The sequence below is a fragment of the Robertmurraya kyonggiensis genome (genome assembly GCF_005116465.1).
In the GTDB taxonomy this organism is placed as follows: domain Bacteria; phylum Bacillota; class Bacilli; order Bacillales; family Cytobacillaceae; genus Robertmurraya; species Robertmurraya kyonggiensis.
In genome coordinates, this window is sequence record NZ_SWBM01000001.1 from 980,062 (window position 1) to 1,004,168 (window position 24,107).

Here is a 24,107-nt window from a genome sequence, read left to right on the forward strand (position 1 = left end):
GCATAGGCTCTCCTCTTTTATTTTGTTCGCATGTAAACAGCCAAACAATAATATAGATAGAAGTAAACAGGCTAGGAATGACTTGAATTTTATAAAAGGGGGGCGTGACATGCTACATATCGTAGCTTGTATTAAGCAGGTTCCGGATACGAAAATCATAAAAATGAATCCGAAAACAAACACGATGGATCGAAGAACAGCTCCAGCAATTCTAAATCCTTACGACGCACATGCCGTTGAAGAGGCTGTCAGAATAAGAAATCGTTATGGTGGAACAGTTTCTGTCGTGACAATGGGACCACCACCAGCGGTAAAAGCGATCAAAAAATGTATTGAAATTGGTGCAGATGAGGGCTATTTAATTACCGATCGAAGATTTGCTGGGGCAGACACACTTGCAACAAGCTATGCAGTCACGAAAGCGATAGAAAAAATCTCTAAAACAAATCCTGTTGACCTGATTATTTGCGGAAAAATGTCCATTGATGGGGACACAGGACAAGTGGGACCAGGAATTGCAAGACGCCTAGATATTCCGCCACTTACTTCAGTAAATAAGGTCGTGGAAGTCAATCAAGAAAAGGGATATGCTATTGTTCACAGAAAGTTTGAGGATGGCCATGAAGTGGTTCAATCGACGTTGCCTTGCCTTCTATCTGTTGAAAAAACAATCAATGAAGTACCATACTCAACTTTTCCCAATATGTTAAAGGCAGCAAAATACGAACCTTATATTTGGTCCGTGGATGATTTAGAGGATGTAGATATTAAGCAATTAGGGTTGAAGGGCTCGCCAACGATTGTTTCGAAAGTATGGACACCATCAAAGCCAGAAGGTGGAACAATTTTCGAGGGGAATGCCAAGGAACAAGTAGAACAATTGCTTTCTATTATTCTTGAAAAGAAAGAATTGTTTACTGTGAAGGAGGAATCTTGATGGATTTCCAAGATTACAAGGATATTTGGGTCTTCATTGAGGAAAAGGATGGTGTGATTGCTCCGGTCTCACTTGAACTATTAGGGGCTGGGAGAAAGCTTGCTGATAAAAGAGCTTCTAACCTAGCAGGAGTATTAATCGGAGAAAATGTAAAAAATCTAGCTTCGACGATATTTGAGTATGGGGCAGATATTGTGTATGTATATGACCAACCAATATTTAAACATTACCGTACCGAATCCTTTATGAAGGCACTACTAGATTGCTCCAACAAATATAAGCCTGAAATTATTTTATATGGCGCAACCTCTACGGGGAAAGACTTGGCGAGTGCGGTTGCTACTGACCTCCCGACGGGGCTCACGGCGGATACGACAGAGTTGGATGTGGAAGAGGAGACTGGCTTACTTTTAGCAAGCCGTCCAGCCTTTGGTGGAAATATTATGGCGACGATTTTGTGTAAAAAATATCGTCCTCAAATGGCGACAGTTCGAGCGAAAGTGATGAAAGCGCTCACTCCTGTACGTGGGAGAATGGGGAAAGTGATTGAAGAAAACATAGCACTAGCAGAAGAAGATATCCGCACAAAAGTGTTAGAGATTGTGAAAGAAACAACAAAAAAGGTGCGAATTGATGAAGCAGATATTATCGTCGCAGGCGGAAAAGGGTTGGGAAGTGCAGAAGGCTTTCAGATCATTCATAGATTAGCAGAAACATTAGGAGGAGTAGTAGGTGCTAGTCGTGATGTGGTGGAGGCGGGATGGGTTCCTCATGCTCATCAAGTCGGACAAGCGGGCGTAACGGTTACGCCGAAAATCTATTTTGCAATCGGAATATCAGGAGCAATTCAGCACATCGTTGGGATGAAAAACTCAGGTTTAATTATTGCGATTAACAAAGATAGTGAGGCACCGATTTTTGAATCATGTCACTACGGCATAGTTGGAGATGCTTTTGAAATTGTACCTATTTTAATAGAGGAATTCAAAAATGCATTAACGAGGGAGGAGGTTAGTCATGTCAGAGAAGTTTGATGCAATCGTTGTAGGAGCTGGACCAGCCGGAATATCGTGTGCTCATGATCTAGCAAAGGGAGGAGCTAATGTTCTCCTGATTGAACGAGGGGAGTATCCAGGTTCGAAAAATGTCATGGGGGGTGTCCTTTACAGAAAAATGATGGAGGATATTATCCCTGAATTTTATAAAGAGGCACCACTTGAGCGTCCTATTGTTGAACAAAGGTTTATGATGATGGAAAAAGAGTCCGCCCTTACCTTTAGTTACAAAGGGTTGGAATGGGCAAAAGAGCCGTATAACAATTTTACTGTATTACGAGCGAAATTCGACCAATGGTTCGCTGATAAAGCGGTTCAACAGGGAGCTATTTTGATCAATGAAACGGTTGTCCTTGAATGCATTGTTGAAGATGGCAGAGTCGTTGGCGTAAGAACAGATCGACCTGATGGAGACGTGTATGCAGATGTCGTCGTTCTTGCTGATGGTGTGAATTCATTATTGGCACAGTCGTTAGGTTTTCATAAAGAATATAAGCCTAATGAAGTAGCCTTAGCGACGATGGAAGTACTTAAGCTTGATAAAAAAATAATCGAGGACCGATTCAATCTTGAAGATAATCAAGGCTGTACAATCGAATTGTTTGGCGATGCGACAAAAGGGATTGTCGGCACAGGTTTTCTCTACACAAATAAAGATACATTAAGTCTTGGAGTAGGAACACTTCTATCAGGATTAATTAAGCATAAAATAAAGCCTTATGAGCTACTTGAGTATGTGAAAAATCATCCAATGATACGCCCATATATTCAAGGAAGTGAACCTCAGGAATACTTAGCTCACCTTATTCCGGAAGGTGGCTACAATTCAATGGGGAAAATTGTTGGTGATGGTGTCATTGTTATCGGAGACGCATCACAGCTAGTGAATGCGATTCATCGAGAAGGTTCAAATCTAGCCATGACGTCAGGAAGACTTGCTGCTGAAACGGTTCTTTTAGCGAAGGAAGCAGGAGATTTTTCTGAGAGAATGCTTGATCATTATCGAGTTAAATTGTTAGATGGATTCGTTGGTCAGGATATGAAAAAATACAAGGATTCCACTCATCATTTCGAAAAGTTCCCTCAATATTTTGAACAGTATATTCCGATGGTGAATCGAGCAGCTAGTCAAATGTTTACGGTTGATGGTTCGTCCAAATGGGAGAAACAGAAGAAGATTATGAAGGACCTCGGCTCAACGAAAGAAAAATTCAAACTCGCTCGCGATATTTATCGAGCTTGGAAGGTGGTCAAATAATGGGGGAACAAAACAACGCTCAGTCCATTGAAGCGAAACAGTATCTGGTGCGCTTTAACGCGGATACAAAATCACATCTTCATGTGAAAGACGAAGATATTTGTTTAACTCAATGTCCTGATAAAATTTGTACGATCTTTTGTCCAGCGGAAATCTACAAATGGGAAGATATTCGCATGCATGTAGGCTATGAAGGCTGTCATGAGTGTGGAAGCTGTCGAATAGGATGTCCTCATCAAAATATTCGTTGGGAATATCCGAAAGGCGGTCATGGAATTGTGTTCAGGTTAGCTTAAGGAATAGGTGGAGGGTGAAGGACTAAGTTCTTTGCCCTTTTCTATTGGTGCAATGAGGTATGTACTTTTTTCACAATGGATGTCAAAAGGAGTGAGGAATGAACCTCTATAATTGTGGCAAGTATGGAGTGGCGATGAGTTGGTCGTGCTTTGCTTTCAATTCAATGTCTCTTAAACAGGCTACGGCATCATGAAATGTTGTATGATAGGGTGATTGAAAGTAGGGAAGAAATTTATTAAATGAGCCTATTTCATTTGAAGGGAAAATTACGACGCGCCAGCTGTATTTTTTTTCACGCGCTTCAAGACCTTCTAATGCTATCAACCAATGGGTAAAACCAGCAAACAATTTTTGATATTTATCTTCGTATTCAATTGCTTGTAAATCCGTTTCATTAATGGGTATAGGTGAGATTTGATAAAAATCGCGATAATTAAATCCTTCTGTCATTAACATCCCTCCCTTATAGAAAAAGTAAGTCTAATAAACATTATATGTATGACGGTGGAAAAAGATTTGTGTTTTCATAATATTTTCATTTTAATGGTGGTTATGGCATGATGTTACCAGAGGTGTTGCAAGTGTTACAGGGAAAACGCATTAATTTAAGACCACTTACCTTAGCGGATGCGGAACGTTTACTAGATTTACAGATCATTAATCGAGTTTTCTTTGAACAGTTTTCGATGATTCGTACAGAGGATTACTATACGATAGCCAAGCAAAGGGAATTAATCGAAGAATGGGAGCAGAGTGTAGAAAGAGATGAAGAATATCGATTTGGCGTATTTTTAGATGAAAACTTGATTGGTACAATCAATCTTTTTCAAGTCATACGCGGCTCTCTGCAAAGTGCTTTCATTGGATATTTTCTTGATCAAAAACACAATGGGAAAGGGTATATGACAGAAGCGGTACAGCTTTTGGTTGAATATGCTTTTAGTGAGTTGAAATTGCATCGGATTGAAGCAGGTGTGATGCCACATAATATTGGTTCCATTCGTGTTCTTGAAAAAAGTGGATTCCATAAAGAAGGAATCGCACGGAAAAATGTCAAAATTAATAATCGTTGGGAAGATCATCAGGTATTAGCAATCATTAATCCGAATGACGAATAGTTGTGGGAAATGGGAGGTACCTATGGAACGTAAATATAATGATTTAATTGGTGAGATTTTAGAAAGGTCTGGGCAAAAAGACAATTTTGACGTCAAAGGGAAAGGAAAGCCTCTTTCGAAAGACTATCTTCAGATGGATACGTTTCAGCATTTTCAAAAGATAGCCAAGGATGCAGGTTTCCTGCCACCATGGTTAAAACTGCAAAAGGATATCTCTCGACTGGTTCATGCCTGCCAAACGGAGAAGGATGTCAAAGAAATCAATAAGAAAATTAAGCAGCATAACAAAATCTGTCCTCTTCCAATGCAAAAAGGTTTGGTTAGTCTCGAACATTTAGAAAAGGCGAAGGAAATTTGGTGAATGAGAAAAGTTGCCAATGAAGGCAGCTTTTCTCCATGTTACTCAGAAAGTAGTTTCTTTCGATCGATGACTTCTGGTGGTTGCTCCATCCATCCGTTGTTAATCATAATTTTCACGCCATCCTCTACAAATAAAGTAATGTTTACTAATGATCTTGTGTACATAAATCCAATATCATGACGACCGTTGACAGCTGCTGAATTGCCAAAGCTCCTAATTTTCATTGAAAACATATCAACTTTATGAAAAAGCATTAATTTATCGGAAAAAGGTGGTACTGTAGATTCAGTTACTAAATGGTCGATAAAAGAGGGGGATGGCAAACTTGCTTCTCCTAGATAGTGCATATAGGTTTCAACTGCTTTTTGAGTCATATTAGTTCCTCGAATGAATAGTTCCCTGATTTTCTCCTGTTGGGCAACTTGACTAAATGCTAAAATAAGTGCCTTACTTGCTATATTGTTTTCGATATTATCATATAGATGAGTGACCTCTAATGCATGCATCGGACGAACATGACCAAAATAGCCATTTAGAAAATCTTGCTCTACCCATTTCACTTTTTCGGGAACAGGAATGGACGGTGGTTTCAGAATGAATCCTTTCTTCATTAAAATATTATTGATTTCCTCAATTAATTCGATAGTTGCATATGTTGTATGAATGAAAAAATCCTTAACATCCTTTCGATACATTAACGGAACAGCTACATTATATAGACTCATCCCCGCCTTAGAAGCATATTTCAAATAATGAACATAAAATTGGTCCTCAAATAATCGAGGAGCATCTAGATTCACATCTTCTTCTGTAAATCCTTGTGGAATTGGAAAGGTATCTATTTCAAAAATGCGAGTAATTGTCTCGAGAAACTCCTCGCTTAACCGAAGGGCGTGCTCTAACAAATGCTTAACATCTTTGTCATTCACATGTCTAAGAAAGTATGTAAGAATCCATTTTGACATGCTATTTCCCATGTAAGTTGCCCATAGCTTTCCCATTTCAGCGGATGTAAGCTTTTCTAGCTGCTGCGAATTTTTCTCTTCCAAAAGAAAATCCCCCTAGTTGTTTTTGTTTATTTTTTCCTTACAATGAGAAAATATCCGTTAAAATCGACCAGAAGGATGCACAAGTATTTAATTATGCTTATCCAACGCTAATTTCAAACCGAATCCAATCAAAACAAGGCCTGTGGATTTATCTATAACACTTTGGACCTTCGGAGACATAAGCCATTCGCGTAAAATATTGATAAATAGGACGTATATGACAAACCATGCAATTGATAGGAACGTGTACGTGGTTCCCATGAGAATAAGCTGTAAGGACGTATTTGTATCTGTTGATACAAATTGCGGTAAAAAGGTGATGAAAAAAACTGCTACTTTTGGGTTGAGCACATTGGATAATAAGCCTTGTTTGAAAGCGGAGTTTTTTACTTCTGGTTGCGTCTGCAACACTTGTTTGTTTTTTCTTTTGATAAAAGACGATAAACCAAGGTAAATCAAATAGACGGCTCCTACATATTTAATAATTTCAAAGGCAAGAGCAGATTGCATTAAAATCGCAGATAGTCCCAAGGCGGCTGCAAAGGTATGAACTAAGCAACCCGTTGTAATACCTAGTGCGATTTTAAAACCTGCTTGTTGTCCTTGTAAAATCGTTCTCTTTGTAATGAGGGCGGTATCTATTCCAGGACTCATTACAACAAATAATGATAGTAGTAAAAAGGTTAAAAAATCATTCATACTAGTTGCTCCTTTTTTGGTTGATAAATTCAGATAATTTAAGATTTAGTTTAACATAATTTTGTGGAAGAAAAAGGAGAAATTGTACTTAAAGGAGAATAGAAGAAGTGAAATACATCAAAGGAGAATTATGATGCTAACTAGTGAAGAGATAATTTCACTTATAGAAAGTGATAAGTGGATGATGGAGATTTTAGAAACTGTTAAGCTATTAGATCAACCCGATTGGTGGGTTTGTGCTGGTTTTGTTCGTTCGAAAATTTGGGATGTGTTACATCAATTTGAGCAAAGAACACCGATGCCTGACATAGATGTCATCTATTTTGATCCGAGTAATATTGATGAACAGGAGGAGAAAAGGCTAGAAGAAAAACTTCAAGAGATGCTGCCAACAATTCCTTGGTCGGTTAAGAATGAGGCAAGAATGCATTTGAGAAATAGTTTTTCTCCTTATCGTTCGTCAGTGGATGCTATTTCGAAGTTTCCAGAAACTGCAACAGCTTTGGGGGTAAAACTAGATGAGTGTAACAATCTTCTGCTATCTGCTCCACATGGCATAGATGATTTGGCCAATCTTGAGGTAAGGCCGACACCATATTTTGCAGCGTCCGATGAAAGGATGAGCAAGTATATCAATAGAGTCAGGAAAAAGAATTGGACAACAATATGGAGTAATGTAAGCGTCTATTATAGCGAAGGCTGAGAAAAAATGATGGATTGGAGGGGAGCGACGATGATTTTTGAGGTAACGAATCAGGTGAGAGTATCAAACATGAAAGAAGGTCAAGAGTGGTACGAAACGGTTTTAAATAAGAAACCTGATTATATTCCACATGAAGGATTTGCAGAGTGGGAGCTAGTTCCGGGATGTTGGTTGCAGGTATCAGAAGAGACTCCTACAGAAGGAAATGGACCGATACGTTTTGGAGTGAAAAATATTGAGGCTGAAAGAAAAAGGCTCATAAAAGAGTTAGGGATCAAAGAATTCGAAATTCATTCAAGACCTGAGGTACCAGTAAAATGGGGTTCTTTTTCTGACCCATGGGGAAATCAACTTGGCTTTTTTGAGTACTTGGATAAGGAGGAAGAACAGCAGCGTATCAATATAATCATTGGAAATAGTAAAAAATAATAAGGACTTCAGATTGATTTTACGAGGTGTAACTACCTTGTTTTTTTATCCTCTTTACAACGTAACAGTGTTATGTTACATTATCATCAAGAGGTGAATAGGATGGATGAAACACTCATATCAAAAAAGGAGCTCCTAGAAGAAACGAATATTACGTACGGTCAGTTATATCGTTGGAAAAGAAAGAAATTAATTCCTGAGGATTGGTTTATTAGAAAGTCAACTTTCACAGGGCAAGAAACATTTTTTCCGAAAGAAAAGATACTTGAGCGCGTGAACAGGATTAAGGAATTAAAAGAGGACCTTTCTCTCGACGAATTAGCGAACGCATTCTCACCCAATACGAAAGACATCAAATTGTCTAAAGAGGATTTCGAGAAACATAACATTGTTTCGAAGAATGCGATTCAAATTTACGAAGAGCAGCAAGGGACGCTTAAGACGATTACGTTTCAAACAACATTGTATTTGTACATTCTAGATAAAGCTTTGGAAACTGGAGAAATTGGCTGGGAAGAAGGAAAACAACTGATTCAAACTTTGTCGGACTATTACCCGAAACTGGAAAAAAACCATGCGTCTATTGTAGTTTTAAGAAAATTAGGTGTTGCAACAGTGCTACTTGTGACAAATGCTAGCCCATTTTTCGTAGATTCCAAAACAAAGGTGGCCGTGCACTTGAAAATTGAAGATGTCATTAATGAAGTATTCAATGTGTTCGTGAGGAGTGGTTATTGAGATGGGGAACTATGCGATGAAGGATTTGAAAATTGTTGGGGATGGAACTTACCCTGGTGGAGATTATGAAAGAGTAGCGATTACCGGTAACGGGATCGTTAGTGGGAATGTAGTAGCAAAAGAAGCAAAATTTACTGGAAGTTGTACGGTACAAGGGGATGCCACTTTTCAGTATTTCAAAATTACTGGCCAAGGTGATGTAGAGGGTGACCTCATTAGTGAGGAGGTCAAAGTGACCGGAGAATTAAATGTTGGGTCCATTCGAACCGAACTTTTAAAAATAAAGGGATTTTTGAATTCATCTGGAAATATAGAAGTAGAAGAGATGAATGTCAAAGGTGGATTTGATATTGAGGGTTCTCAAAATGTTGGTCAATTAGTTGTCAATTTACAAATGGCACCGAGTGCTGTAACAGAAATTGGTGGAGAAGAAATTCTGATTAAAAGTAAGAGTTTACTAAATCGGAAGTACAGACTTGAGGCTGACTTGATTGAAGGAGACACAATCTATCTTGAGTATACAACTGCTAAAGTCGTGAGAGGGAATGACATTGAGCTTGGTCCTGGCTGTCAAATTGGGTTAGTGGAATACCGGGAGAATTTTGAAAATAGAGATTCAAAAGTTGGAGAAGCCAAAAAGATCTAATGGGAGGATTTCACAAATGACTGTAGAACAAAAAGGGGACTTAATTATTTCTGGACATGGGAAATCAGGTGGGGGTTCATTTGAACGGGTAATCGTTAATGGACATGGTGTTGTTCATGGAGAAATCAATGCAAAAGTTGTAGAAGTAAATGGGCATTCCAAAATGCTTGATGGTGTTTACGTCGAAGAAATGACGATTAATGGTCATTCAAGGAATGAAGGACTTGTGACCTTTAAATCGATGGAAATCAACGGGAAGTCAACATTTTTGAATAGTATTGAGGGAAAAGATTTGGAACTAAATGGCATGATGAAAATTGAAGGGGATTGTGAAGTTGAAAATGCTGAATTAAATGGTGTTTTTACGATTGATGGTCTTTTGAATGCAGACACGATTGCTATCTCATTAAGTGGACGTTCATCTGTAAAAGAAATTGGTGGGGAGACGATCTCGGTGAAAAGGGATAAACAGAGCTTCATGCAATTGGATAAGTTATTTTCCATCTTAAATAAAGAGCTTATGGCTGATATGATTGAGGGGGATGTGCTCGAGCTCGAACATACGAAAGCGAAGACTGTTCGAGGAAAACATGTTCATATCGGGCCAGGCTGCCAGATTGATTTAGTCGAATATCGAGAAGATATCCGAATTTCAGAAGAAGCAGATGTGAAGAAATCGGTTAAGATCTAAAAAAGTCGATTCTTGTGATCGACTTTTCATAGACTTATGAAGTTTTTGGTTTGTTATAGCCTTTTTCACCATATGGTTGAAGTTTCTCTAACCATTTATTTTCGAGCTCTTCTAATGCTTCTTTCTCATTATAGTAGGGCTCCTCTTTCTTTTTTAAGATCTCTAAAACTTCGATATGGAAGGCGTCCTTACCGAATTGATGCCATTCCTTTTGAACCTCGGTATAAATGGAATTACCACCGTTTGTTTCAAGCATAAATCTTAATCCATTTAATGTTTTTAAATTTTTCGTACTACCAACGAATACTTTTCCGTTTACCGTATTTTTAATTTGATAAACACCAGCTTGTACTTCTATTTCTTTAAATTGTTGTTTTAATTCCTTTTTACGTACCATTTTTATCACCTTACTTTATTTTATTAGCCAATATTGACTTCCATCAGGCTTACGATCAATAAATCCATATTCGATTAAATACCTTCTAATTAATACGTAATCCTCATAACATTTCTTTAGAGACTGATTCAATTCTTTTTCGTCGTAAGCATGATTGACTTTTAATTGTTTCGTAATCTCCTGTAATACTACTAGTTTTTGCTTTTCCTTTGAAGGGAATTTCTTTAATTTCCCATTGGAAAAGAACTTCTTAATCATTTCTGCTTGTTCTTCTTCGGTAACGTTATAACGCTCGTCAACCATTTTCGCAGTTTTATGAACAGGAATGAAGGCGGGTGCATATTCGTCCTTTTCTTTTAGCAGCTCCATTAATGCTAAAAAAGTTTTCGCTTGTCGTTCCTTTTCCTTTAACGCGAAACGATGGTGGCGAATGGTTGAGGTACTTCCTATTCCTAGCTCAGTTTGTACCTCTGTATCACTTTTTCCTTGGTAAAAAAGATCGAGTAGTCCTTTTTGATGCTCGGTTAGTCCAGTAAGTTTCTTATCCATTCCAAGTAGGTAATCAAAAACAGATTGATGAGACAATTCAATATGAATGCGAATGAAGCGCTCTGCCTCATATAGAACATCATTGTATGGATAAATGACTCCTTTATCGATTTTCTTGCCACATAGGAGGCAAGTATAGACGTTCTTTTCCTCGATATAACCTCTTTTTAATTCTTCTAATGAAGCATTCCAAAATAATTCAGAAACATCCATTGTGTTCACACGTCCTAAACGGTTAATTGATCTATTTGCTAATATACAAACATATTAATAAAAAGTTTATGTTTAGTCAAACGAAATATAAACAAATGAGATGATTGTTTGTTGATGACTTGATAAATCGAGAAAATGTTTGTGCGAAAATTATAGAGGAAATTGTATTCATTTGTAGAAATATTTAAGGAGGGAGGGTATTATTTTATGAAACAAATCATCGCTTTAGGTGGAGGCGGGTTCTCGATGGAACCTGAAAACCCACTATTAGACACTTATATTCTTAAACAATCAAATAAGGAAAGACCAAAAATCTGCTTTATTCCAACTGCGAGTGGAGATTCAGAGGATTATATTTCACGTTTCTATCAGTTTTTTGAAAAAATGAATTGTGAACCATCCCATTTATCTCTATTTGTTCCTCCAACGAGAGATTTGGAAGGGTTTATTTTAGATAAAGATATTATTTACGTCGGTGGAGGAAATACGAAAAATTTAGTGGCCCTATGGAAGGAATGGGGCTTAGATGCCATCCTCAAAAAGGCGTGGAATCAAGGTATTATAATTGCTGGAATCAGTGCAGGGGCGATTTGCTGGTTTGAAGAAGGAGTCACAGGTTCTTTCGGAGGGATGGATCCGATTGGCGCACTTGGATTCCTGAAAGGTAGCTATTGCCCGCATTATGATGGGGAAGTTGATAGACAACCAGCCTATCGGAAATTAATTGAAGCAAAAGAATTATCTACTGGATATGGGGTAGATGATGGGGCAGCTCTTCATTTTATTGATGAAGAACTTCATCAGGTGGTAACTTCTAGACCAAATGCAAAAGCGTATAAGGTCTATCTAGATAATGGAGTTATCGAGGAAGAACTCGAAAAGACTTATTTAGGTGATAAGTGATGAATTCTGAAATCAATTGGAAAAATCTCGCTTTACTATTAGGAGTAATTGTGGTGCCATTAATGATTATTTTGGCGCTAACCTTATCATTTGCTATCCTACTAGCTATGGGGTTCGCCAGTTCAATAGTATGGGTGATATCACTCTTGTTAATAGTAGGCGTCCTCTTAATCCTTGGATTAATTACTTCCATAGGCGTTTTCAAGCTCAACCGCCCGAGTTGGAGAAAATTCTTTATGATGTATAGTTTTTTCACTGGAATAGCAGCTCTCATTTCTTTCTTTATCATTAGGGGAGCAATGGGGAGTCTTATTGAATGGTTGGTTTTCGGGATAGGTATCGTTTACCTTCTATTAGGATTTGTAGTACAAAAAATTAAGGATGATGAAAAGACTGTTTCGTGACAGTCTTTTTTTATGTAAAATATCATATTTTATCCACTAAATAGATACTTTATCCTAGGAGAAATTTTCTAAGTTAAGTTTGAATGGCTGAAAATTTGTCAAAAATATTGTAAAATAAGTTTACAAGATAATACCATTTACTGTTATAATAGGTAATAATTTCTCTGATATTGTTTTTTTAGGAGGATTTATCCGTGAAGATAGATACAAAACACACAGACTTACATAAGAACATTGAACACCTTAGAAGCAAAATGATGAAGACTGGATATAATAAAGGATTATTAAATTCAGAAACAATCAAATATAGCCAAAAGCTTGATGAATTAATTATGCAACATCAAACTTCTCAAAGAAAAAACTGAGTAGGTCTATAAACCTATATTAAAAACGATGCTTAGAAAAAGCATCGTTTTTTGGCATTTAAAAGGAAATTGTTATGTCTCTATAGAAATAGAAGTGAAAAAGTTTAAAAGGGGGCGATTCCATGAAAATTAGAGAAATTACATTAGAGGATGCTGGAAAATTCGTTGATTTAATTAAACAGGTTGAAAGTGAATCTGACTTTATGTTGATGGAACCAGGGGAACGAAACTTGACGGTTGAGCAACAGGTTAAGAGACTAGAAGGAATGAAGAAATCACATAATTCTACTATTTTTCTTGCTGAAAAAGATGATGAATTGATTGGCTATTTGATCGCGATAGGTGGCACAGCCAAACGAGACAAGCATTCTGTTTATCTTGTTATTGGGATATTAAAGCAATACCGAGGATTGGGGATTGGAACCAAACTTTTTCAACAATTGGATGTGTGGGCGAATGAAAAGCAAATTCACCGATTAGAATTAACCGTTATCCAGCGAAATGAATCAGCGATAGCGTTGTATCGAAAAATGGGATTCGAAATTGAAGGGACGAAAAAGCACTCCGTTAAAATTGGTGCTGAATATTTAAATGAGAATTATATGGCGAAGCTTTTACCGACCTCCGAGGAAAGTGAAAAGTCACTCTTAAAAGGTATGGAAGGAGTCTTTGTTCCTGTTAATAATCCAGATGTATCGGCAAAGTGGTATGAGGAAGTACTTGGGTTTACATTAGTATATCAGGAAGAAGAGGCCGCTGTTCTGAGAATATCGGGAGAGTCTCAAACAGTTGTCTGTCTTGTGAGAACTGTGAATCATCAACCGATGAAGTTCCCTGAAAATGATTTTGGTGTAGGTAAGTATTATAACTTTATCCCTGAAGATTTTGAAAAAACGTATGAAAGATTAGTAGAAAAAGGGGTTAAGGTAAATCAAATTGATCGTGAGGGAAATACTAGATTCTTTACCTTCTATGATCCGGATGGAAATCCTTTAGGAGTATGTGGATAGGTACTTGGCCCGTCATGTGAAAGCAGGAAATGACAGGATTGCTTTCTTTCAGATTGCTAAGATTGATTTAAGGAGTGAGGCATATGGGGTGGGTTGAATCATTACAAAAAGCCATTGATTTTATGGAAGAGAATCTGTTAGAGGAAATTTCGATTGAGGATATTGCGCAAGTAGCTAATTCATCACAATTTCATTTTCAACGAACTTTTTCCATTTTAACCGATATTTCTGTTGGAGATTATCTCAGGCGAAGACGGTTGTCATTGGCTGCACAGGAGCTTGTTAATACAGATGTGAAAATTATCGATCTTGCCCTCAAATATCTCTATGACACTCCCGAGGCTTTCTCGAAAGCTTTTCGTAAACAGCATGACATAACACCCTCTGAGGCACGGAAGCATAAGGGGAGGCTGAAATCTTATAATCGCCTGATCATTCAGGTGAATTTGAAAGGGGCAGAACCAATGAGGTATCAGATTGTTGAGAAGGATGCATTTCAGGTAATCGGAGTAAAAAGAGAGTTTTCGTTAGTGAATGATGAAAATCTAAAGGAAATTCCAAAAATGTGGGATGAGGTACATGCGGATGGAACCAACGATTTGTTGATTTCATTGAATGACGGTGAATTGAAAGGGGTGCTAGGGGTTTGTGTTGACAATAGAGGGAAACATCCGGATAAAATTGATTATTGGATTGCAACGAATTCGAATAGTACTGAAGTGGGGAATTTAGAAACGCTTGATATTCCAGCTTCAAAATGGGTTGTGTTTGAGGTACATGGACCGATGCCAGATGCTATGCAAAAAACATGGAAGCAAATCTTCTCAGAATGGTTCCCTTCCCATCAATATGAGCATGCGGGGACACCTGAGTTAGAGGTATATCCAGCGGAAAATCCAAATGATCCAAACTATTATTCTGAGATCTGGATTCCGTTGAAGTAAGAGGTTAATCTACTTTGAACACCAATAGGAAAAGTTGAGCTTTGTCTCTTCTTTTCCTTTTTTTGTTTGCAATTGAAACCGTGTCAGAAAACTTTACAAGAAGATAGAAGGGATAGGAAAAATATGTTACATTTACTAGCATTAAAAATGAACGAGGGGGAGTAATATGGGAGCTTTTGTAGTCACAGTTCGTCAGGTGCTCGAGAATCCATGTTTTTCAAACGCGACGGTCGTTGCTGGTTCTGAAGGGCTTGAACGAGTGATCAGGTGGGTCCATGTAATGGAAGTACCAGAGATAGGAGCTCTTTTGAACGGAAATGAACTAATTCTTTCGACAGGAGTTGGCTGGGGAGAACAAATCAAGCCTACATCTTACTTACAAGAACTAATTGAAGCAGGCGCTGCTGGTCTTTGTGTGGAGCTTGTGAAATACAAAAATGAAATCCCTCAGGACATGATCGTGCTTGCAAAGGAGCACCATTTCCCAATTATTGTTTTTCATGAAGAAGTCCGATTTATTGACATTACACAATCCATTAACACGCATTTAATGAATAACCAGTATAAGCTGCTTAGTGATTTAGAAAGCTTTTCAAGAAAACTTAATCAAACCCTTCTATTACCCAATGCGTTTAAAAGAGTTTTGAATCTACTAAATGAACATTTAAATTTACAGGTCCTCTATCTATCGAAAAATGGGGATGAGGTACTGTTCGCTCCTGTTCAAAATATGAAAGAACAAGAGCGTTATCACCGCGTAGTAGAAAACTATAAACAAGAGCGCATATATAACCCAAACAAGCAATTTCAAACCCCTTCAAGTGACTATGCAGGTCAATCCATACAAACTCTGGGCCATAAATTCGCCGAGTTAATCATTTTTCCTCGAGATAAAATGGTTAGTGACTATGACCTAGTAGTCCTTGACCGTTGTGCAACAGCTATTTCTCAAGATTTGCTGCGGATTTTCTACGTAGAAGAACAGAATAAATACAAGGAAAGGCAATGGATTCAGGAATGGTTAAACGGGGAACTTTCTCAGGTACAGCTTGAAAAAACACTCCGATCCATTTTTCCAACTGTCGATCCATATGGCGTAGTTGTATGTGTATGTGAGATTGATGAAAGAATTGATGAGTCAACCTATTCCTATTACAAATCGATTTTTCGAAATATCTTTCAAAATTATGGACTGTATCTATATACAGTTGAAGACCATCAAGAATTGAACTTCGTATTATTGAACCTCAGAGAAGATGATTGGAAGCTACGAATGAAAAAGGCGTTGCAACAAATTGAGAAGACAGATCTTTTTATGCAAGCTTCTAATAATACCCCACATTTTGGTGTTGGAAAATATACGACATCGATTCATCAGATTTCAGATAGCTATAAAACAGCAAAAGAATCGTTAGAAATTCAGAAGAAGGTTGGGATTTCTGACGAAATCTTTTACGAGAATTTGCATATTTTCCGTTTGGTATCTTTGTTAGAAAAACAAGGTCACCTAGAGGAATATATGAATGAATATATTGGTTCAGTGATTGAGCACGACAAAAGGCATAATAGTGAACTTTTGAAGACATTGGCTGTGTTTTTAGAATCGAATGGGTCTAAAAAGGATGCCGCCAAGGAGCTCTATATTGTGAGGCAGACACTATATCATCGACTCGACAAGATCAAAGAATTGCTTGGAGAAGATTTTATGGAGTCATTTAAACGTCCAGCAATAGAATTTGCTTTATATGCGTATCGTTATTTGATGTCTAGTGAAAAAGAAACATCCTTATTACGAGTGATTCGTTGAAAGAACAAATGTGTTTATTTGACATTGTGTCCATTGAAGCACTAAAGGGCAAGACCTATACTTTTTAATATCAGAAAATTCGGTTAAAAAAGGAGGTCAAATACATGAGTCTCATAAGAATTTCGTATGAAGATTTAAGTAGGAACTTTGAAGAGGTTGAGGCTGGTCTTTCAAATCGAGAGGCATTAGAAGAAGCAAACCGCTGCCTCTATTGCTATGACGCTCCTTGTATACAAGCGTGTCCTACGGGAATTGATGTTCCTACTTTTATTAAAAAAATTGCTTCAGGCAATCTCAAAGGGTCAGCGAAAACGATAATGAGTGCCAATCCAGTTGGTGCGAGCTGTTCTCGTGTTTGTCCAACTGAAGAATTATGCGAAGGAGCTTGCGTCTTAAATCATGCAACCAAACCGATTATGATCGGAAACTTACAGCGATATGCAACCGATTGGGCAATGAAAAATGAAAAGATTTTATTTTCTGTTGGCGAAAAGATAGGAAAGTCAGTTGCGATTGTTGGCGGTGGACCAGCTGGTTTATCTGCGGCAAGAGAGCTAGCTTTACTGGGATATGATGTAACGATTTTTGAAGCGGAGGAAAAAGCAGGAGGCTTAAATACGTATGGCATTGTTTCTTTTCGTCTCCCGAAAGCTGTCTCGTATTGGGAGGTTGAACAAGTAGCTAGCATGGATGTGGAGATTAGAACAAATACAAGAGTTGGGAGGGATATTTCAGTAAAAGAAATCCTGGATAGTTATGATGCTGTGCTGTTAGCAATTGGTATGGCTCATGTTCCAGCTTTGGGGATTCCTGGTGAAGAATTGGCTGGTGTCTTTGATGCAATTGAATTTGTAAAGGAAACGAAAACGAAGCCGATAACGGATGCTCTTTTAGGAAAAAAAGTGGCGGTGATTGGAGCTGGAAATACAGCGATTGATGCAGCTACTTGTTCGGTGCGCTTAGGAGCGGAGAATGTCAAAATTCTTTACCGTCGTACATTGGAAGAAATGACTGCTTACGATTTTGAATATGATTTTGCCAAGCAGGATGGTGTGGAGTTTCGTTGGTTAACAGCCCCAAACAAAATTATTGGTCATGAAGGAAAAGTCGTAGGAATCGAATGTATGAAAATGGAATTAGGCGAGCCTAGAGAAGATGGTCGACGTCGACCTGTACCTATCAAGGGCTCTGAATTCACATTAGAGGTTGATGCTGTGATTAAAGCAATTGGCCAGTCAAGATATTTGGATTTAATTGAAGCGTTTGAGATTGAACATGATGGCGGTGTGGTCACAATTAATCCAGAAACCTTTCAAACTACGAACGCCAAAGTATTTGCGTGTGGCGATGTTATTTTTGGCAAAGGGCAAGGGGAAGCGATGGTCGTTTCCGCTGCTCAACAAGGAAAAAAGAGCGCCTATAGCATCCATCAGCTGTTGATGCCGACGATGGAAACGGTATGAGAATAGGAGGGGAATAGAATGGCAGATTTAAGTATCAATCTAGCATGCATTAAATCTCCCAATCCCTTTTGGCTTGCCTCGGCGCCTCCGACCAATTCCGGATATCAGGTCCAGAGGGCATTTGAGGCTGGTTGGGGAGGAGCCGTGTGGAAGACGTTGGGAGAGCCAATTATCAATACAAGTTCACGATTTGCAGCAGTAAGCTTTAACGGACAAAGAGTTGCTGGCTTTAATAATATCGAATTGATTACGGACCGTCCTCTAGAGGTGAATTTAAAGGAAATCTATGAAACGAAGAAACGATTTCCAAACCATGCGATAATTGCTTCGCTAATGGTGGAGCCGCAGCAAGATAAATGGCATGAGATTGTGAAAAAAGTTGAGGCTGTTGGTGTTGATGGGCTTGAGTTGAATTTTGGTTGTCCTCACGGTATGGCCGAGCGTGGTATGGGTGCTGCGTCTGGTCAGGTCCCGGCCCTTGTTGAAAAGCAAACCTTCTGGGTAAAAGAGGTGGCACAAACTCCTGTTATCGTGAAACTGACGCCAAATATCACGGACATTACTGTAACAGCAGAAGCAGCAGTTCAAGGTGGTGCTGACGCGATTAGTATGATTAACACGATCAATAGTTTAGCAGGTGTAGATATTCATAGTTGGAATACGATTCCACATGTCGCTGGGAAAGGTGCTCATGGTGGATATTGTGGGCCAGCGGTGAAGCCGATTGCCCTACACATGGTCGGAGAATGTGCCCGAAATCCAAGGGTTAATATTCCGATTTCTGGAATTGGCGGGATTTCTAACTGGGAAAATGCGATTGAATTTATGTTGATGGGAGCGACAGGTGTTCAAGTGTGTACAGCTGCCATGCACCATGGTTTCCGCATTGTTGAGGATATGATTGAAGGCTTGAACAATTATTTAGATGAAAAAGGAATTGCTTCTGTTAGCGAAATTGTCGGAAAGGCGGTTCCTAAGTATTCCGATTGGGGAGATCTAGACCTTAATTATAAGGTTGTTGCACGAATTAATAATGACGTATGTATTAACTGCAATAAGTGTCATATCGCATGCGAAGATACATCCCATCAATGTATTGACATGTTAAAAGATGGAAAGGGTAACTCAATTTTACGAGTGCGTGAGGAGGATTGTGTCGGCTGTAACTTATGTTCCATTGTCTGCCCAGTAGATGGAGCAATCGATTTGGTTGAGCTGCCAAATGAGTTTCCTCCAATGACATGGAATGAAAGACAAGCAGCAATCGGAGCTTTAGGTTGTGCTGTGGATACTGTGAAATAACGAGGAGGGAATTTTGTGAAAAAAGTAATCATTAATGGAATCGTAGTAACCGCAAGTGATACGTATCAAGCAGATGTATGTATTGAAAATGGTGTCATTACGCAAATTGGTTCGAAACTGTCGACTGAAGGAGCAGAGGTCATTGATGCAAAAGGAAATTACCTTTTTCCAGGAGGAATTGATCCCCATACGCACCTCGATATGCCTTTTGGTGGCACAGTAACGAAAGATGATTTCGAGACAGGAACGATCGCTGCTGCATTTGGTGGTACAACCACGGTGATTGATTTCTGTTTAACCTCGAAAGGGAAATCGCTGCAAAGTGCGATTGATACATGGCATGCGAAATCAAAAGACAAAGCCGTTATCGATTATGGCTTCCACCTCCAGATCGTCGAAGGAAGCGATGAAGTATTGAGTGAACTGCCAAAGGTCATTGAGAATGAAGGAATTACTTCCTTTAAGGTCTTTATGGCTTATAAAAATGTTTTCCAAGCAGATGATGAAACGCTTTTTAAAACGCTGTTGGCTGGAAAGGAATTAGGAGCACTTGTAATGGTGCACGCGGAAAATGGCGATGTCATTGATTACTTAGTGAAAAAGGCTTTGGCTGAAGGGAATACAGACCCGATTTACCATGCTTTAACTCGACCACCTGAAGCAGAAGGAGAAGCGACAGGAAGAGCAGCTACCTTAACTGCACTTGCAGGTTCCCAACTATATGTAGTCCATGTTAGCTGTGCTGAGGCCGCTCGTAAAATTGCTGAGGCCCGAAGCAATGGTGTTGATATTTGGGGAGAAACTTGTCCGCAGTATTTGGTTCTAGATCAATCCTATTTAGAGAAACCGGATTTTGAAGGAGCAAAATATGTGTGGTCGCCTCCTTTACGTGAAAAATGGAATCAAGAAGTATTATGGAATGCTTTGAAATCAGGAACTTTACAAACGATTGGGTCAGACCAATGTTCATTTGATTTTGATGGACAGAAAACATTGGGAAAAGAAGATTTCTCGTTAATTCCAAATGGTGGGCCAATCATTGAAGATCGCGTGAGTATTTTGTTCTCAGAAGGTGTGAAAAAAGGAAAAATCACGCTGAACCAGTTTGTGGATTTAACATCGACTCGTGCGGCGAAGCTGTTCGGCTTGTACCCGAAAAAAGGGACGATTGCGGTTGGTGCAGATGCGGATATTGTGATTTTTGACCCGAATGTAGAGCGAGTCATTTCGGCTGAATTACATCATATGGCAGTGGACTATAATGCCTTTGAGGGAAAACAAGTAGTTGGCGAACCCGTAACGGTATTGTCACGCGGGGAGTTTGTGATTTTAGATAAGCAGTTTGTCGGAAAAGCAGGTGCTGGACAATACTTGAAGCGTGCGAAGTATGGGGAAGAGAAGGTAACGGAAGAAGTTGGGTCAGTGGTTAGCTGAGGTGCGTAGTGAGGGCTACCCGAATTGTCTGGGAAGTGTGAATTGGTCGTAGGATAAAACTATTCATATTGCTCTTTATGAAAGAGAATTCGAGAAAAAGGGAACTACGAAGCGTTTATAATGCCTTTTATGAAGCAGGGCACAAGAAAAAGGTCACTAAGAAGCGTTCATATTGCCTTTAATCAAGCGGAACTCAAGGAAAAGGGAACTAAGAAACGTTCATAGCGCCCTTAATGAAGGAGTACTGCCTAAAAGGTAACCATGAATTCTTCCCTGTACAACAAATGTGAAAGGAGGATAAAACCTAATGTCGGATTACCAGCATTACTTACAGGAGCGGGACCGAATTGACTACCTTTATCAAAAGGGATACAAAATCTCTAATATCCAGGAGAATTTAGAAGGAGCTCTTGTGGAGTTCCAAAAAGCTGAAGAAGAGAAAGAAATCCTTCATATTTTAACTGCGGAGGGGCGTAAATATTTTTCCGTAAAGGTAATCCAACAGAATCAATAGGGAGGATCGAAAATGGAAAAACAGAAAATATTAATAAACGGTGAACGACTGAAAGAAACTCTTGAGGAATTTGCTAACTTTGGTCGCACGGAAAACAACGGTGTGACAAGGCTGGCCTTATCCGAGGAAGATCGTCTAGCGAGAGACTATTTCTGTAAATGCTGTCATGAGCTTGGAATGTCTGTGAAGGTCGATGACATGGGCAATATTTATGCGACCCTTGAAGAAGTCGACAATAGTAAGCCCCCAATCGTTATTGGCTCTCACCTCGATTCGGTCAAAAAAGGTGGACGGTTTGATGGGGTGCTTGGGGTGATCGCAGGACTAGAGGTTGCCAGGACACTGGTTGAAAACAATGTTAAACCAAGTGCACCATTGATGCTCATGAATATCACGAATGAAGAAGGTGCAAGATTCGAGCCTTCTATGATGTCTTCAGGCGTTTTATCCGGAAAATTCGATAAGGCGACGATGCTCGCTAAAAATGACGTAGATGGGATTACCTTTGAGGAGGCACTCAAGGCTATTGGTTATGAAGGTGACGAAGAGGCGAGGCTGAAAGAAGCCACGGCATTTCTTGAACTACATATCGAGCAAGGTCCAATTTTAGAAAGAGAAGGATTACCTGTTGCTGTAGTAGAAAGTGTGCTCGGAATGGTATGCTACGAACTTGTTGTAACGGGCGAGTCAGACCACGCTGGTACTACGCCAATGGATATGCGAAAGGATGCTCTTTTTGCAGCAACGAATATGATTGCTCAGGCTCGGGGAAAATTGCGGGCGCTAGACAGTGACTTAGTGTTTACGATGGGTCGAATCAATGCCTATCCGAACATTCATACGGTCATTCCAAATAGAGTAGTCTTTACCCTTGAGGCGAGACACAAGAACCCAGCAATCATTCAGAAGGTGGAGGAAATCATTCTTGAATTGACTAAAATATCCTCAAATGAAGGATGCTCGATTTCAGCAGAAAAGCTTTGGGACCGTCAAACGGTTTTCTTTAATGAAGAGTTGTGCGATAAAGTGGAAGAAGCGTGTAAAACCCTAGGCTATCCATATAAGCGAATGGATAGTGGTGCAGGACATGATGCTCAGTTTCTTGCAAGCTATATCCCAACCGTAATGGTATTTGTGCAAAGCATTAATGGAAAAAGCCATTGTGAAGAAGAATTAACAAGATGGGACGACTGTGAAAAAGGCGTCAATATTTTGCTTGAAACAGTTCTATCATTGTAGCGATCTACTATTAATTTATAGTAGATTTTTTTTCGCCATTGTTTAACGCAGTGTCTAATGAACGCAATATGGATGTGAACGATAATAAGGCAAAAGGAGGAGATTCGCATTGTTAATTAAGAGTGAAACAATTGTTTTGAAAAATTATTTGAATGGAGCATGGGTTCAGTCTAAAAGCAGTGAAACGTTAGATGTTTTGAATCCTGCCACTGGGGAATTGCTTGCGAAGGTGCCACTTTCAACTAAGGATGATGTGGATGAAGCAGTTCAGATTGCAAAGGAAGCCTTCAAGTCGTGGAAAAACACGCCAGTTCCTAAGCGCGCACGTATTCTATTCAAATATCACTATTTGCTAACAGAGAACCATAAGAAGCTAGCTAAACTCATCGTCCAGGAAAATGGAAAAGCCTACAACGAGGCATATGGTGAGGTTCAGCGAGGAATTGAATGCGTTGAATTTGCTGCAGGGGCACCAACCCTGATGATGGGAGAGACGTTGTCGACGATTGCTCCAACAATTGATTCGGAAATGTTTCGATTTCCTCTAGGGGTTGTCGGTGGAATCACACCGTACAACTTTCCGATGATGGTGCCATTATGGATGTTCCCACTTGCAGTAGCCTGCGGAAACACTTTTGTATTGAAACCTTCTGAACGGACGCCGCTATTATCAAATGAACTAGCTCGGCTATTTACAGAAGCAGGAGCACCAAATGGTGTGTTGAGTATTGTTCATGGAACACATGATGTTGTCAATGGTCTACTAGAACATCCGGATGTCAAAGCGATATCATTTGTCGGCTCACAGCCGGTGGCAAAGTATGTGTATGAACGTGCAGCTGCCAATGGAAAAAGGGTTCAAGCTTTATCAGGAGCGAAGAATCATCATATTGTTATGCCAGATGCCGATATGGGAAAAGCAGTCGACAACATTATCAGTTCTGCTTTTGGTAGTGCAGGTCAGCGTTGTATGGCATGTAGTGCCGTAGTGGTTGTCGGAGATGGAGATGAGTTTGTCGAGGCTCTTAAGGAAAAAGCGGATGACTTGATCATGGGAAATGGACTCGACGAAGAGGTTTTATTGACACCAGTGATTCGCGAATCTCATCGAGCGAAAGTGCTTGAGTATATCGAAAAGGGTGAAGATGAAGGAGCCAACCTCATTCGAGATGGACGTAAGGACATGAAGGAAAAAGAAGAAGGATATTTCTTAGGTGCCACCATTTTTGACCATGTAAAACCGGAAATGACGATTGCAAAAGAAGAAATTTTTGCCCCTGTCCTAAGCCTTTTACGCGCAAGGGATTTGGACGAAGGGCTTGAATACATTAGCAAATCAAGATACGGAAATGGAGCAACGATCTATACAAAGGATGCAAAAGCGGTCAGACAATTCCGAGAAGAAGCTGAGGCGGGAATGCTCGGAATTAATGTGGGAGTACCTGCTACAATGGCATTCTTCCCGTTTTCAGGTTGGAAGGATTCCTTCTATGGAGACTTACATGTTAACGGCAAGGATGGTGTTAATTTTTACACAAAGAAAAAAATGATTACATCTCGATTTGATTATTAGAGGGGTGAG

At 39.3% G+C, this 24,107-nt stretch carries 28 protein-coding genes and 1 pseudogene; 24 read left to right on the top strand and 5 right to left on the bottom strand.

All coding sequences use genetic code 11. The features are described 5' to 3' along the window. The first annotated feature begins 109 nt into the window (after window positions 1-109). The 4 genes from FA727_RS04960 to FA727_RS04975 are packed head-to-tail and all read left to right on the top strand — an operon-like array spanning window position 110 to window position 3,546. The gene (locus tag FA727_RS04960) at window positions 110-937 is read left to right on the top strand and encodes an electron transfer flavoprotein subunit beta/FixA family protein (protein WP_136829614.1); all 828 of its coding nucleotides are present in this window, start codon (window positions 110-112) and stop codon (window positions 935-937) included. Then, window positions 937-1,971: an electron transfer flavoprotein subunit alpha/FixB family protein gene (locus tag FA727_RS04965; protein ID WP_136829616.1), complete on the top strand. Its 1,035-nt coding sequence runs from the start codon at window positions 937-939 to the stop codon at window positions 1,969-1,971. The genes FA727_RS04960 and FA727_RS04965 overlap by 1 nt, the downstream gene beginning before the upstream one ends. Beyond that, complete coding sequence (locus FA727_RS04970; RefSeq protein ID WP_136829617.1) at window positions 1,955-3,250, top strand: FAD-dependent oxidoreductase; 1,296 nt, start codon at window positions 1,955-1,957, stop codon at window positions 3,248-3,250. Before FA727_RS04965 ends, FA727_RS04970 begins: the two co-directional genes overlap by 17 nt. After that, entirely contained in the window at window positions 3,250-3,546 is a 297-nt protein-coding gene (locus FA727_RS04975) for a ferredoxin family protein (RefSeq protein ID WP_194138505.1), read from the top strand. The genes FA727_RS04970 and FA727_RS04975 overlap by 1 nt, the downstream gene beginning before the upstream one ends. A 106-nt stretch (window positions 3,547-3,652) precedes the next feature. On the opposite strand, the gene FA727_RS04980 is transcribed toward FA727_RS04975, so the two are convergent. Beyond that, the gene (locus FA727_RS04980) at window positions 3,653-3,997 is read right to left on the bottom strand and encodes a hypothetical protein (RefSeq protein WP_136829620.1); all 345 of its coding nucleotides are present in this window, start codon (window positions 3,995-3,997) and stop codon (window positions 3,653-3,655) included. 131 nt (window positions 3,998-4,128) lie between these two features. Between FA727_RS04980 and FA727_RS04985 the strand changes: the two genes are divergently transcribed. Both FA727_RS04985 and FA727_RS04990 read left to right on the top strand, forming a co-directional pair. Next, window positions 4,129-4,665: a GNAT family N-acetyltransferase gene (locus FA727_RS04985; RefSeq protein ID WP_136831016.1), complete on the top strand. Its 537-nt coding sequence runs from the start codon at window positions 4,129-4,131 to the stop codon at window positions 4,663-4,665. Window positions 4,666-4,687: 22 nt separating this feature from the next. Further along, window positions 4,688-5,026 (top strand): DnaJ family domain-containing protein, encoded by a 339-nt coding sequence (locus tag FA727_RS04990; protein WP_136829622.1) that lies wholly within the window; start codon window positions 4,688-4,690, stop codon window positions 5,024-5,026. 38 nt (window positions 5,027-5,064) lie between these two features. Here the strand turns inward: FA727_RS04990 and FA727_RS04995 are convergent, their stop codons facing one another. Beyond that, complete coding sequence (locus FA727_RS04995) at window positions 5,065-6,075, bottom strand: DUF3231 family protein (RefSeq protein ID WP_281280842.1); 1,011 nt, start codon at window positions 6,073-6,075, stop codon at window positions 5,065-5,067. An 87-nt stretch (window positions 6,076-6,162) separates the two neighbouring features. Continuing rightward, complete coding sequence (locus FA727_RS05000; RefSeq protein WP_136829624.1) at window positions 6,163-6,774, bottom strand: LysE family translocator; 612 nt, start codon at window positions 6,772-6,774, stop codon at window positions 6,163-6,165. 133 nt (window positions 6,775-6,907) lie between these two features. On the opposite strand from FA727_RS05000, the gene FA727_RS05005 reads away from it, so the two are divergent. The 5 genes from FA727_RS05005 (at window position 6,908) to FA727_RS05025 (ending at window position 9,981) form a co-directional block, all read left to right on the top strand. Further along, the gene (locus tag FA727_RS05005) at window positions 6,908-7,477 is read left to right on the top strand and encodes a nucleotidyltransferase family protein (protein ID WP_438646605.1); all 570 of its coding nucleotides are present in this window, start codon (window positions 6,908-6,910) and stop codon (window positions 7,475-7,477) included. A 30-nt stretch (window positions 7,478-7,507) separates the two neighbouring features. Further along, window positions 7,508-7,906, top strand: coding sequence for a VOC family protein (locus tag FA727_RS05010; protein WP_136829625.1), 399 nt, complete (start codon window positions 7,508-7,510; stop codon window positions 7,904-7,906). Between the two features lie 102 nt (window positions 7,907-8,008). Continuing rightward, window positions 8,009-8,644, top strand: a complete 636-nt coding sequence (locus tag FA727_RS05015; protein WP_136829627.1) for a YhbD family protein — start codon at window positions 8,009-8,011, stop codon at window positions 8,642-8,644. After that, window positions 8,634-9,290, top strand: coding sequence for a hypothetical protein (locus FA727_RS05020; RefSeq protein WP_158318788.1), 657 nt, complete (start codon window positions 8,634-8,636; stop codon window positions 9,288-9,290). The genes FA727_RS05015 and FA727_RS05020 overlap by 11 nt, the downstream gene beginning before the upstream one ends. A gap of 16 nt (window positions 9,291-9,306) precedes the next feature. After that, the gene (locus FA727_RS05025; protein ID WP_136829631.1) at window positions 9,307-9,981 is read left to right on the top strand and encodes a hypothetical protein; all 675 of its coding nucleotides are present in this window, start codon (window positions 9,307-9,309) and stop codon (window positions 9,979-9,981) included. A gap of 34 nt (window positions 9,982-10,015) precedes the next feature. Here the strand turns inward: FA727_RS05025 and FA727_RS05030 are convergent, their stop codons facing one another. Both FA727_RS05030 and FA727_RS05035 read right to left on the bottom strand, forming a co-directional pair. Next, window positions 10,016-10,378 (bottom strand): GIY-YIG nuclease family protein, encoded by a 363-nt coding sequence (locus FA727_RS05030; RefSeq protein WP_136829633.1) that lies wholly within the window; start codon window positions 10,376-10,378, stop codon window positions 10,016-10,018. A 15-nt stretch (window positions 10,379-10,393) separates the two neighbouring features. Next, on the bottom strand, window positions 10,394-11,140 hold the full coding sequence (locus FA727_RS05035) for a DUF2087 domain-containing protein (RefSeq protein WP_136829635.1): 747 nt from the start codon (window positions 11,138-11,140) through the stop codon (window positions 10,394-10,396). A gap of 207 nt (window positions 11,141-11,347) precedes the next feature. Between FA727_RS05035 and FA727_RS05040 the strand changes: the two genes are divergently transcribed. From FA727_RS05040 to FA727_RS05100, 13 genes and pseudogenes are all read left to right on the top strand, one after another. Next, window positions 11,348-12,043: a Type 1 glutamine amidotransferase-like domain-containing protein gene (locus FA727_RS05040; protein WP_136829637.1), complete on the top strand. Its 696-nt coding sequence runs from the start codon at window positions 11,348-11,350 to the stop codon at window positions 12,041-12,043. Continuing rightward, entirely contained in the window at window positions 12,043-12,447 is a 405-nt protein-coding gene (locus tag FA727_RS05045; protein ID WP_136829639.1) for a hypothetical protein, read from the top strand. Before FA727_RS05040 ends, FA727_RS05045 begins: the two co-directional genes overlap by 1 nt. 194 nt (window positions 12,448-12,641) lie before the next feature. Further along, window positions 12,642-12,812 (top strand): aspartyl-phosphate phosphatase Spo0E family protein, encoded by a 171-nt coding sequence (locus FA727_RS05050; RefSeq protein ID WP_136829641.1) that lies wholly within the window; start codon window positions 12,642-12,644, stop codon window positions 12,810-12,812. A 122-nt stretch (window positions 12,813-12,934) separates the two neighbouring features. Continuing rightward, window positions 12,935-13,396: pseudogene (locus FA727_RS05055) on the top strand (GNAT family N-acetyltransferase); the annotation flags it as partial. A 72-nt stretch (window positions 13,397-13,468) separates the two neighbouring features. Then, window positions 13,469-13,822 carry a VOC family protein gene (locus FA727_RS05060; RefSeq protein ID WP_136831019.1) on the top strand — a complete coding sequence of 118 codons (354 nt, stop codon included), beginning with the start codon at window positions 13,469-13,471 and terminating at the stop codon, window positions 13,820-13,822. Window positions 13,823-13,905: 83 nt separating this feature from the next. After that, window positions 13,906-14,766 carry an AraC family transcriptional regulator gene (locus tag FA727_RS05065; protein WP_136829642.1) on the top strand — a complete coding sequence of 287 codons (861 nt, stop codon included), beginning with the start codon at window positions 13,906-13,908 and terminating at the stop codon, window positions 14,764-14,766. 166 nt (window positions 14,767-14,932) lie between these two features. After that, window positions 14,933-16,573: a PucR family transcriptional regulator gene (locus FA727_RS05070; protein ID WP_136829644.1), complete on the top strand. Its 1,641-nt coding sequence runs from the start codon at window positions 14,933-14,935 to the stop codon at window positions 16,571-16,573. 104 nt (window positions 16,574-16,677) lie between these two features. Beyond that, window positions 16,678-18,036: an NAD(P)-dependent oxidoreductase gene (locus tag FA727_RS05075; RefSeq protein WP_136829646.1), complete on the top strand. Its 1,359-nt coding sequence runs from the start codon at window positions 16,678-16,680 to the stop codon at window positions 18,034-18,036. An 18-nt stretch (window positions 18,037-18,054) separates the two neighbouring features. After that, window positions 18,055-19,338 carry an NAD-dependent dihydropyrimidine dehydrogenase subunit PreA gene (preA, locus tag FA727_RS05080; RefSeq protein ID WP_136829647.1) on the top strand — a complete coding sequence of 428 codons (1,284 nt, stop codon included), beginning with the start codon at window positions 18,055-18,057 and terminating at the stop codon, window positions 19,336-19,338. A 15-nt stretch (window positions 19,339-19,353) separates the two neighbouring features. Continuing rightward, on the top strand, window positions 19,354-20,772 hold the full coding sequence (gene hydA / locus FA727_RS05085; protein ID WP_136829649.1) for a dihydropyrimidinase: 1,419 nt from the start codon (window positions 19,354-19,356) through the stop codon (window positions 20,770-20,772). A gap of 307 nt (window positions 20,773-21,079) precedes the next feature. Beyond that, window positions 21,080-21,286: a hypothetical protein gene (locus FA727_RS05090; protein WP_136829651.1), complete on the top strand. Its 207-nt coding sequence runs from the start codon at window positions 21,080-21,082 to the stop codon at window positions 21,284-21,286. Window positions 21,287-21,298: 12 nt separating this feature from the next. Further along, window positions 21,299-22,525: a Zn-dependent hydrolase gene (locus tag FA727_RS05095; protein WP_136829653.1), complete on the top strand. Its 1,227-nt coding sequence runs from the start codon at window positions 21,299-21,301 to the stop codon at window positions 22,523-22,525. Between the two features lie 109 nt (window positions 22,526-22,634). Beyond that, on the top strand, window positions 22,635-24,098 hold the full coding sequence (locus FA727_RS05100; protein ID WP_136829654.1) for a CoA-acylating methylmalonate-semialdehyde dehydrogenase: 1,464 nt from the start codon (window positions 22,635-22,637) through the stop codon (window positions 24,096-24,098). The last annotated feature ends 9 nt before the right edge of the window (window positions 24,099-24,107 follow it).

What these genes read in the sequence shown, in the direction of transcription:
- FA727_RS05045 (WP_136829639.1), top strand. Translation starts at nt 12,043, where the DNA reads ATGAATTCTGAAATCAATTGGAAAAATCTCGCTTTACTATTAGGAGTA.
- FA727_RS04960 (WP_136829614.1), top strand. Translation starts at nt 110, where the DNA reads ATGCTACATATCGTAGCTTGTATTAAGCAGGTTCCGGATACGAAAATC.
- preA (WP_136829647.1), top strand. Translation starts at nt 18,055, where the DNA reads ATGGCAGATTTAAGTATCAATCTAGCATGCATTAAATCTCCCAATCCC.
- FA727_RS05035 (WP_136829635.1), bottom strand. Translation starts at nt 11,140, where the DNA reads ATGGATGTTTCTGAATTATTTTGGAATGCTTCATTAGAAGAATTAAAA.
- FA727_RS04990 (WP_136829622.1), top strand. Translation starts at nt 4,688, where the DNA reads ATGGAACGTAAATATAATGATTTAATTGGTGAGATTTTAGAAAGGTCT.
- FA727_RS05000 (WP_136829624.1), bottom strand. Translation starts at nt 6,774, where the DNA reads ATGAATGATTTTTTAACCTTTTTACTACTATCATTATTTGTTGTAATG.
- FA727_RS05010 (WP_136829625.1), top strand. Translation starts at nt 7,508, where the DNA reads ATGATTTTTGAGGTAACGAATCAGGTGAGAGTATCAAACATGAAAGAA.
- FA727_RS04965 (WP_136829616.1), top strand. Translation starts at nt 937, where the DNA reads ATGGATTTCCAAGATTACAAGGATATTTGGGTCTTCATTGAGGAAAAG.
- FA727_RS04970 (WP_136829617.1), top strand. Translation starts at nt 1,955, where the DNA reads ATGTCAGAGAAGTTTGATGCAATCGTTGTAGGAGCTGGACCAGCCGGA.
- FA727_RS04980 (WP_136829620.1), bottom strand. Translation starts at nt 3,997, where the DNA reads ATGACAGAAGGATTTAATTATCGCGATTTTTATCAAATCTCACCTATA.
- FA727_RS05065 (WP_136829642.1), top strand. Translation starts at nt 13,906, where the DNA reads ATGGGGTGGGTTGAATCATTACAAAAAGCCATTGATTTTATGGAAGAG.
- FA727_RS05015 (WP_136829627.1), top strand. Translation starts at nt 8,009, where the DNA reads ATGGATGAAACACTCATATCAAAAAAGGAGCTCCTAGAAGAAACGAAT.
- FA727_RS05090 (WP_136829651.1), top strand. Translation starts at nt 21,080, where the DNA reads ATGTCGGATTACCAGCATTACTTACAGGAGCGGGACCGAATTGACTAC.
- FA727_RS04975 (WP_194138505.1), top strand. Translation starts at nt 3,250, where the DNA reads ATGGGGGAACAAAACAACGCTCAGTCCATTGAAGCGAAACAGTATCTG.
- FA727_RS05070 (WP_136829644.1), top strand. Translation starts at nt 14,933, where the DNA reads ATGGGAGCTTTTGTAGTCACAGTTCGTCAGGTGCTCGAGAATCCATGT.
- FA727_RS05025 (WP_136829631.1), top strand. Translation starts at nt 9,307, where the DNA reads ATGACTGTAGAACAAAAAGGGGACTTAATTATTTCTGGACATGGGAAA.
- FA727_RS05040 (WP_136829637.1), top strand. Translation starts at nt 11,348, where the DNA reads ATGAAACAAATCATCGCTTTAGGTGGAGGCGGGTTCTCGATGGAACCT.
- FA727_RS05060 (WP_136831019.1), top strand. Translation starts at nt 13,469, where the DNA reads ATGGAAGGAGTCTTTGTTCCTGTTAATAATCCAGATGTATCGGCAAAG.
- FA727_RS05095 (WP_136829653.1), top strand. Translation starts at nt 21,299, where the DNA reads ATGGAAAAACAGAAAATATTAATAAACGGTGAACGACTGAAAGAAACT.
- FA727_RS05005 (WP_438646605.1), top strand. Translation starts at nt 6,908, where the DNA reads ATGCTAACTAGTGAAGAGATAATTTCACTTATAGAAAGTGATAAGTGG.
- FA727_RS05030 (WP_136829633.1), bottom strand. Translation starts at nt 10,378, where the DNA reads ATGGTACGTAAAAAGGAATTAAAACAACAATTTAAAGAAATAGAAGTA.
- FA727_RS05075 (WP_136829646.1), top strand. Translation starts at nt 16,678, where the DNA reads ATGAGTCTCATAAGAATTTCGTATGAAGATTTAAGTAGGAACTTTGAA.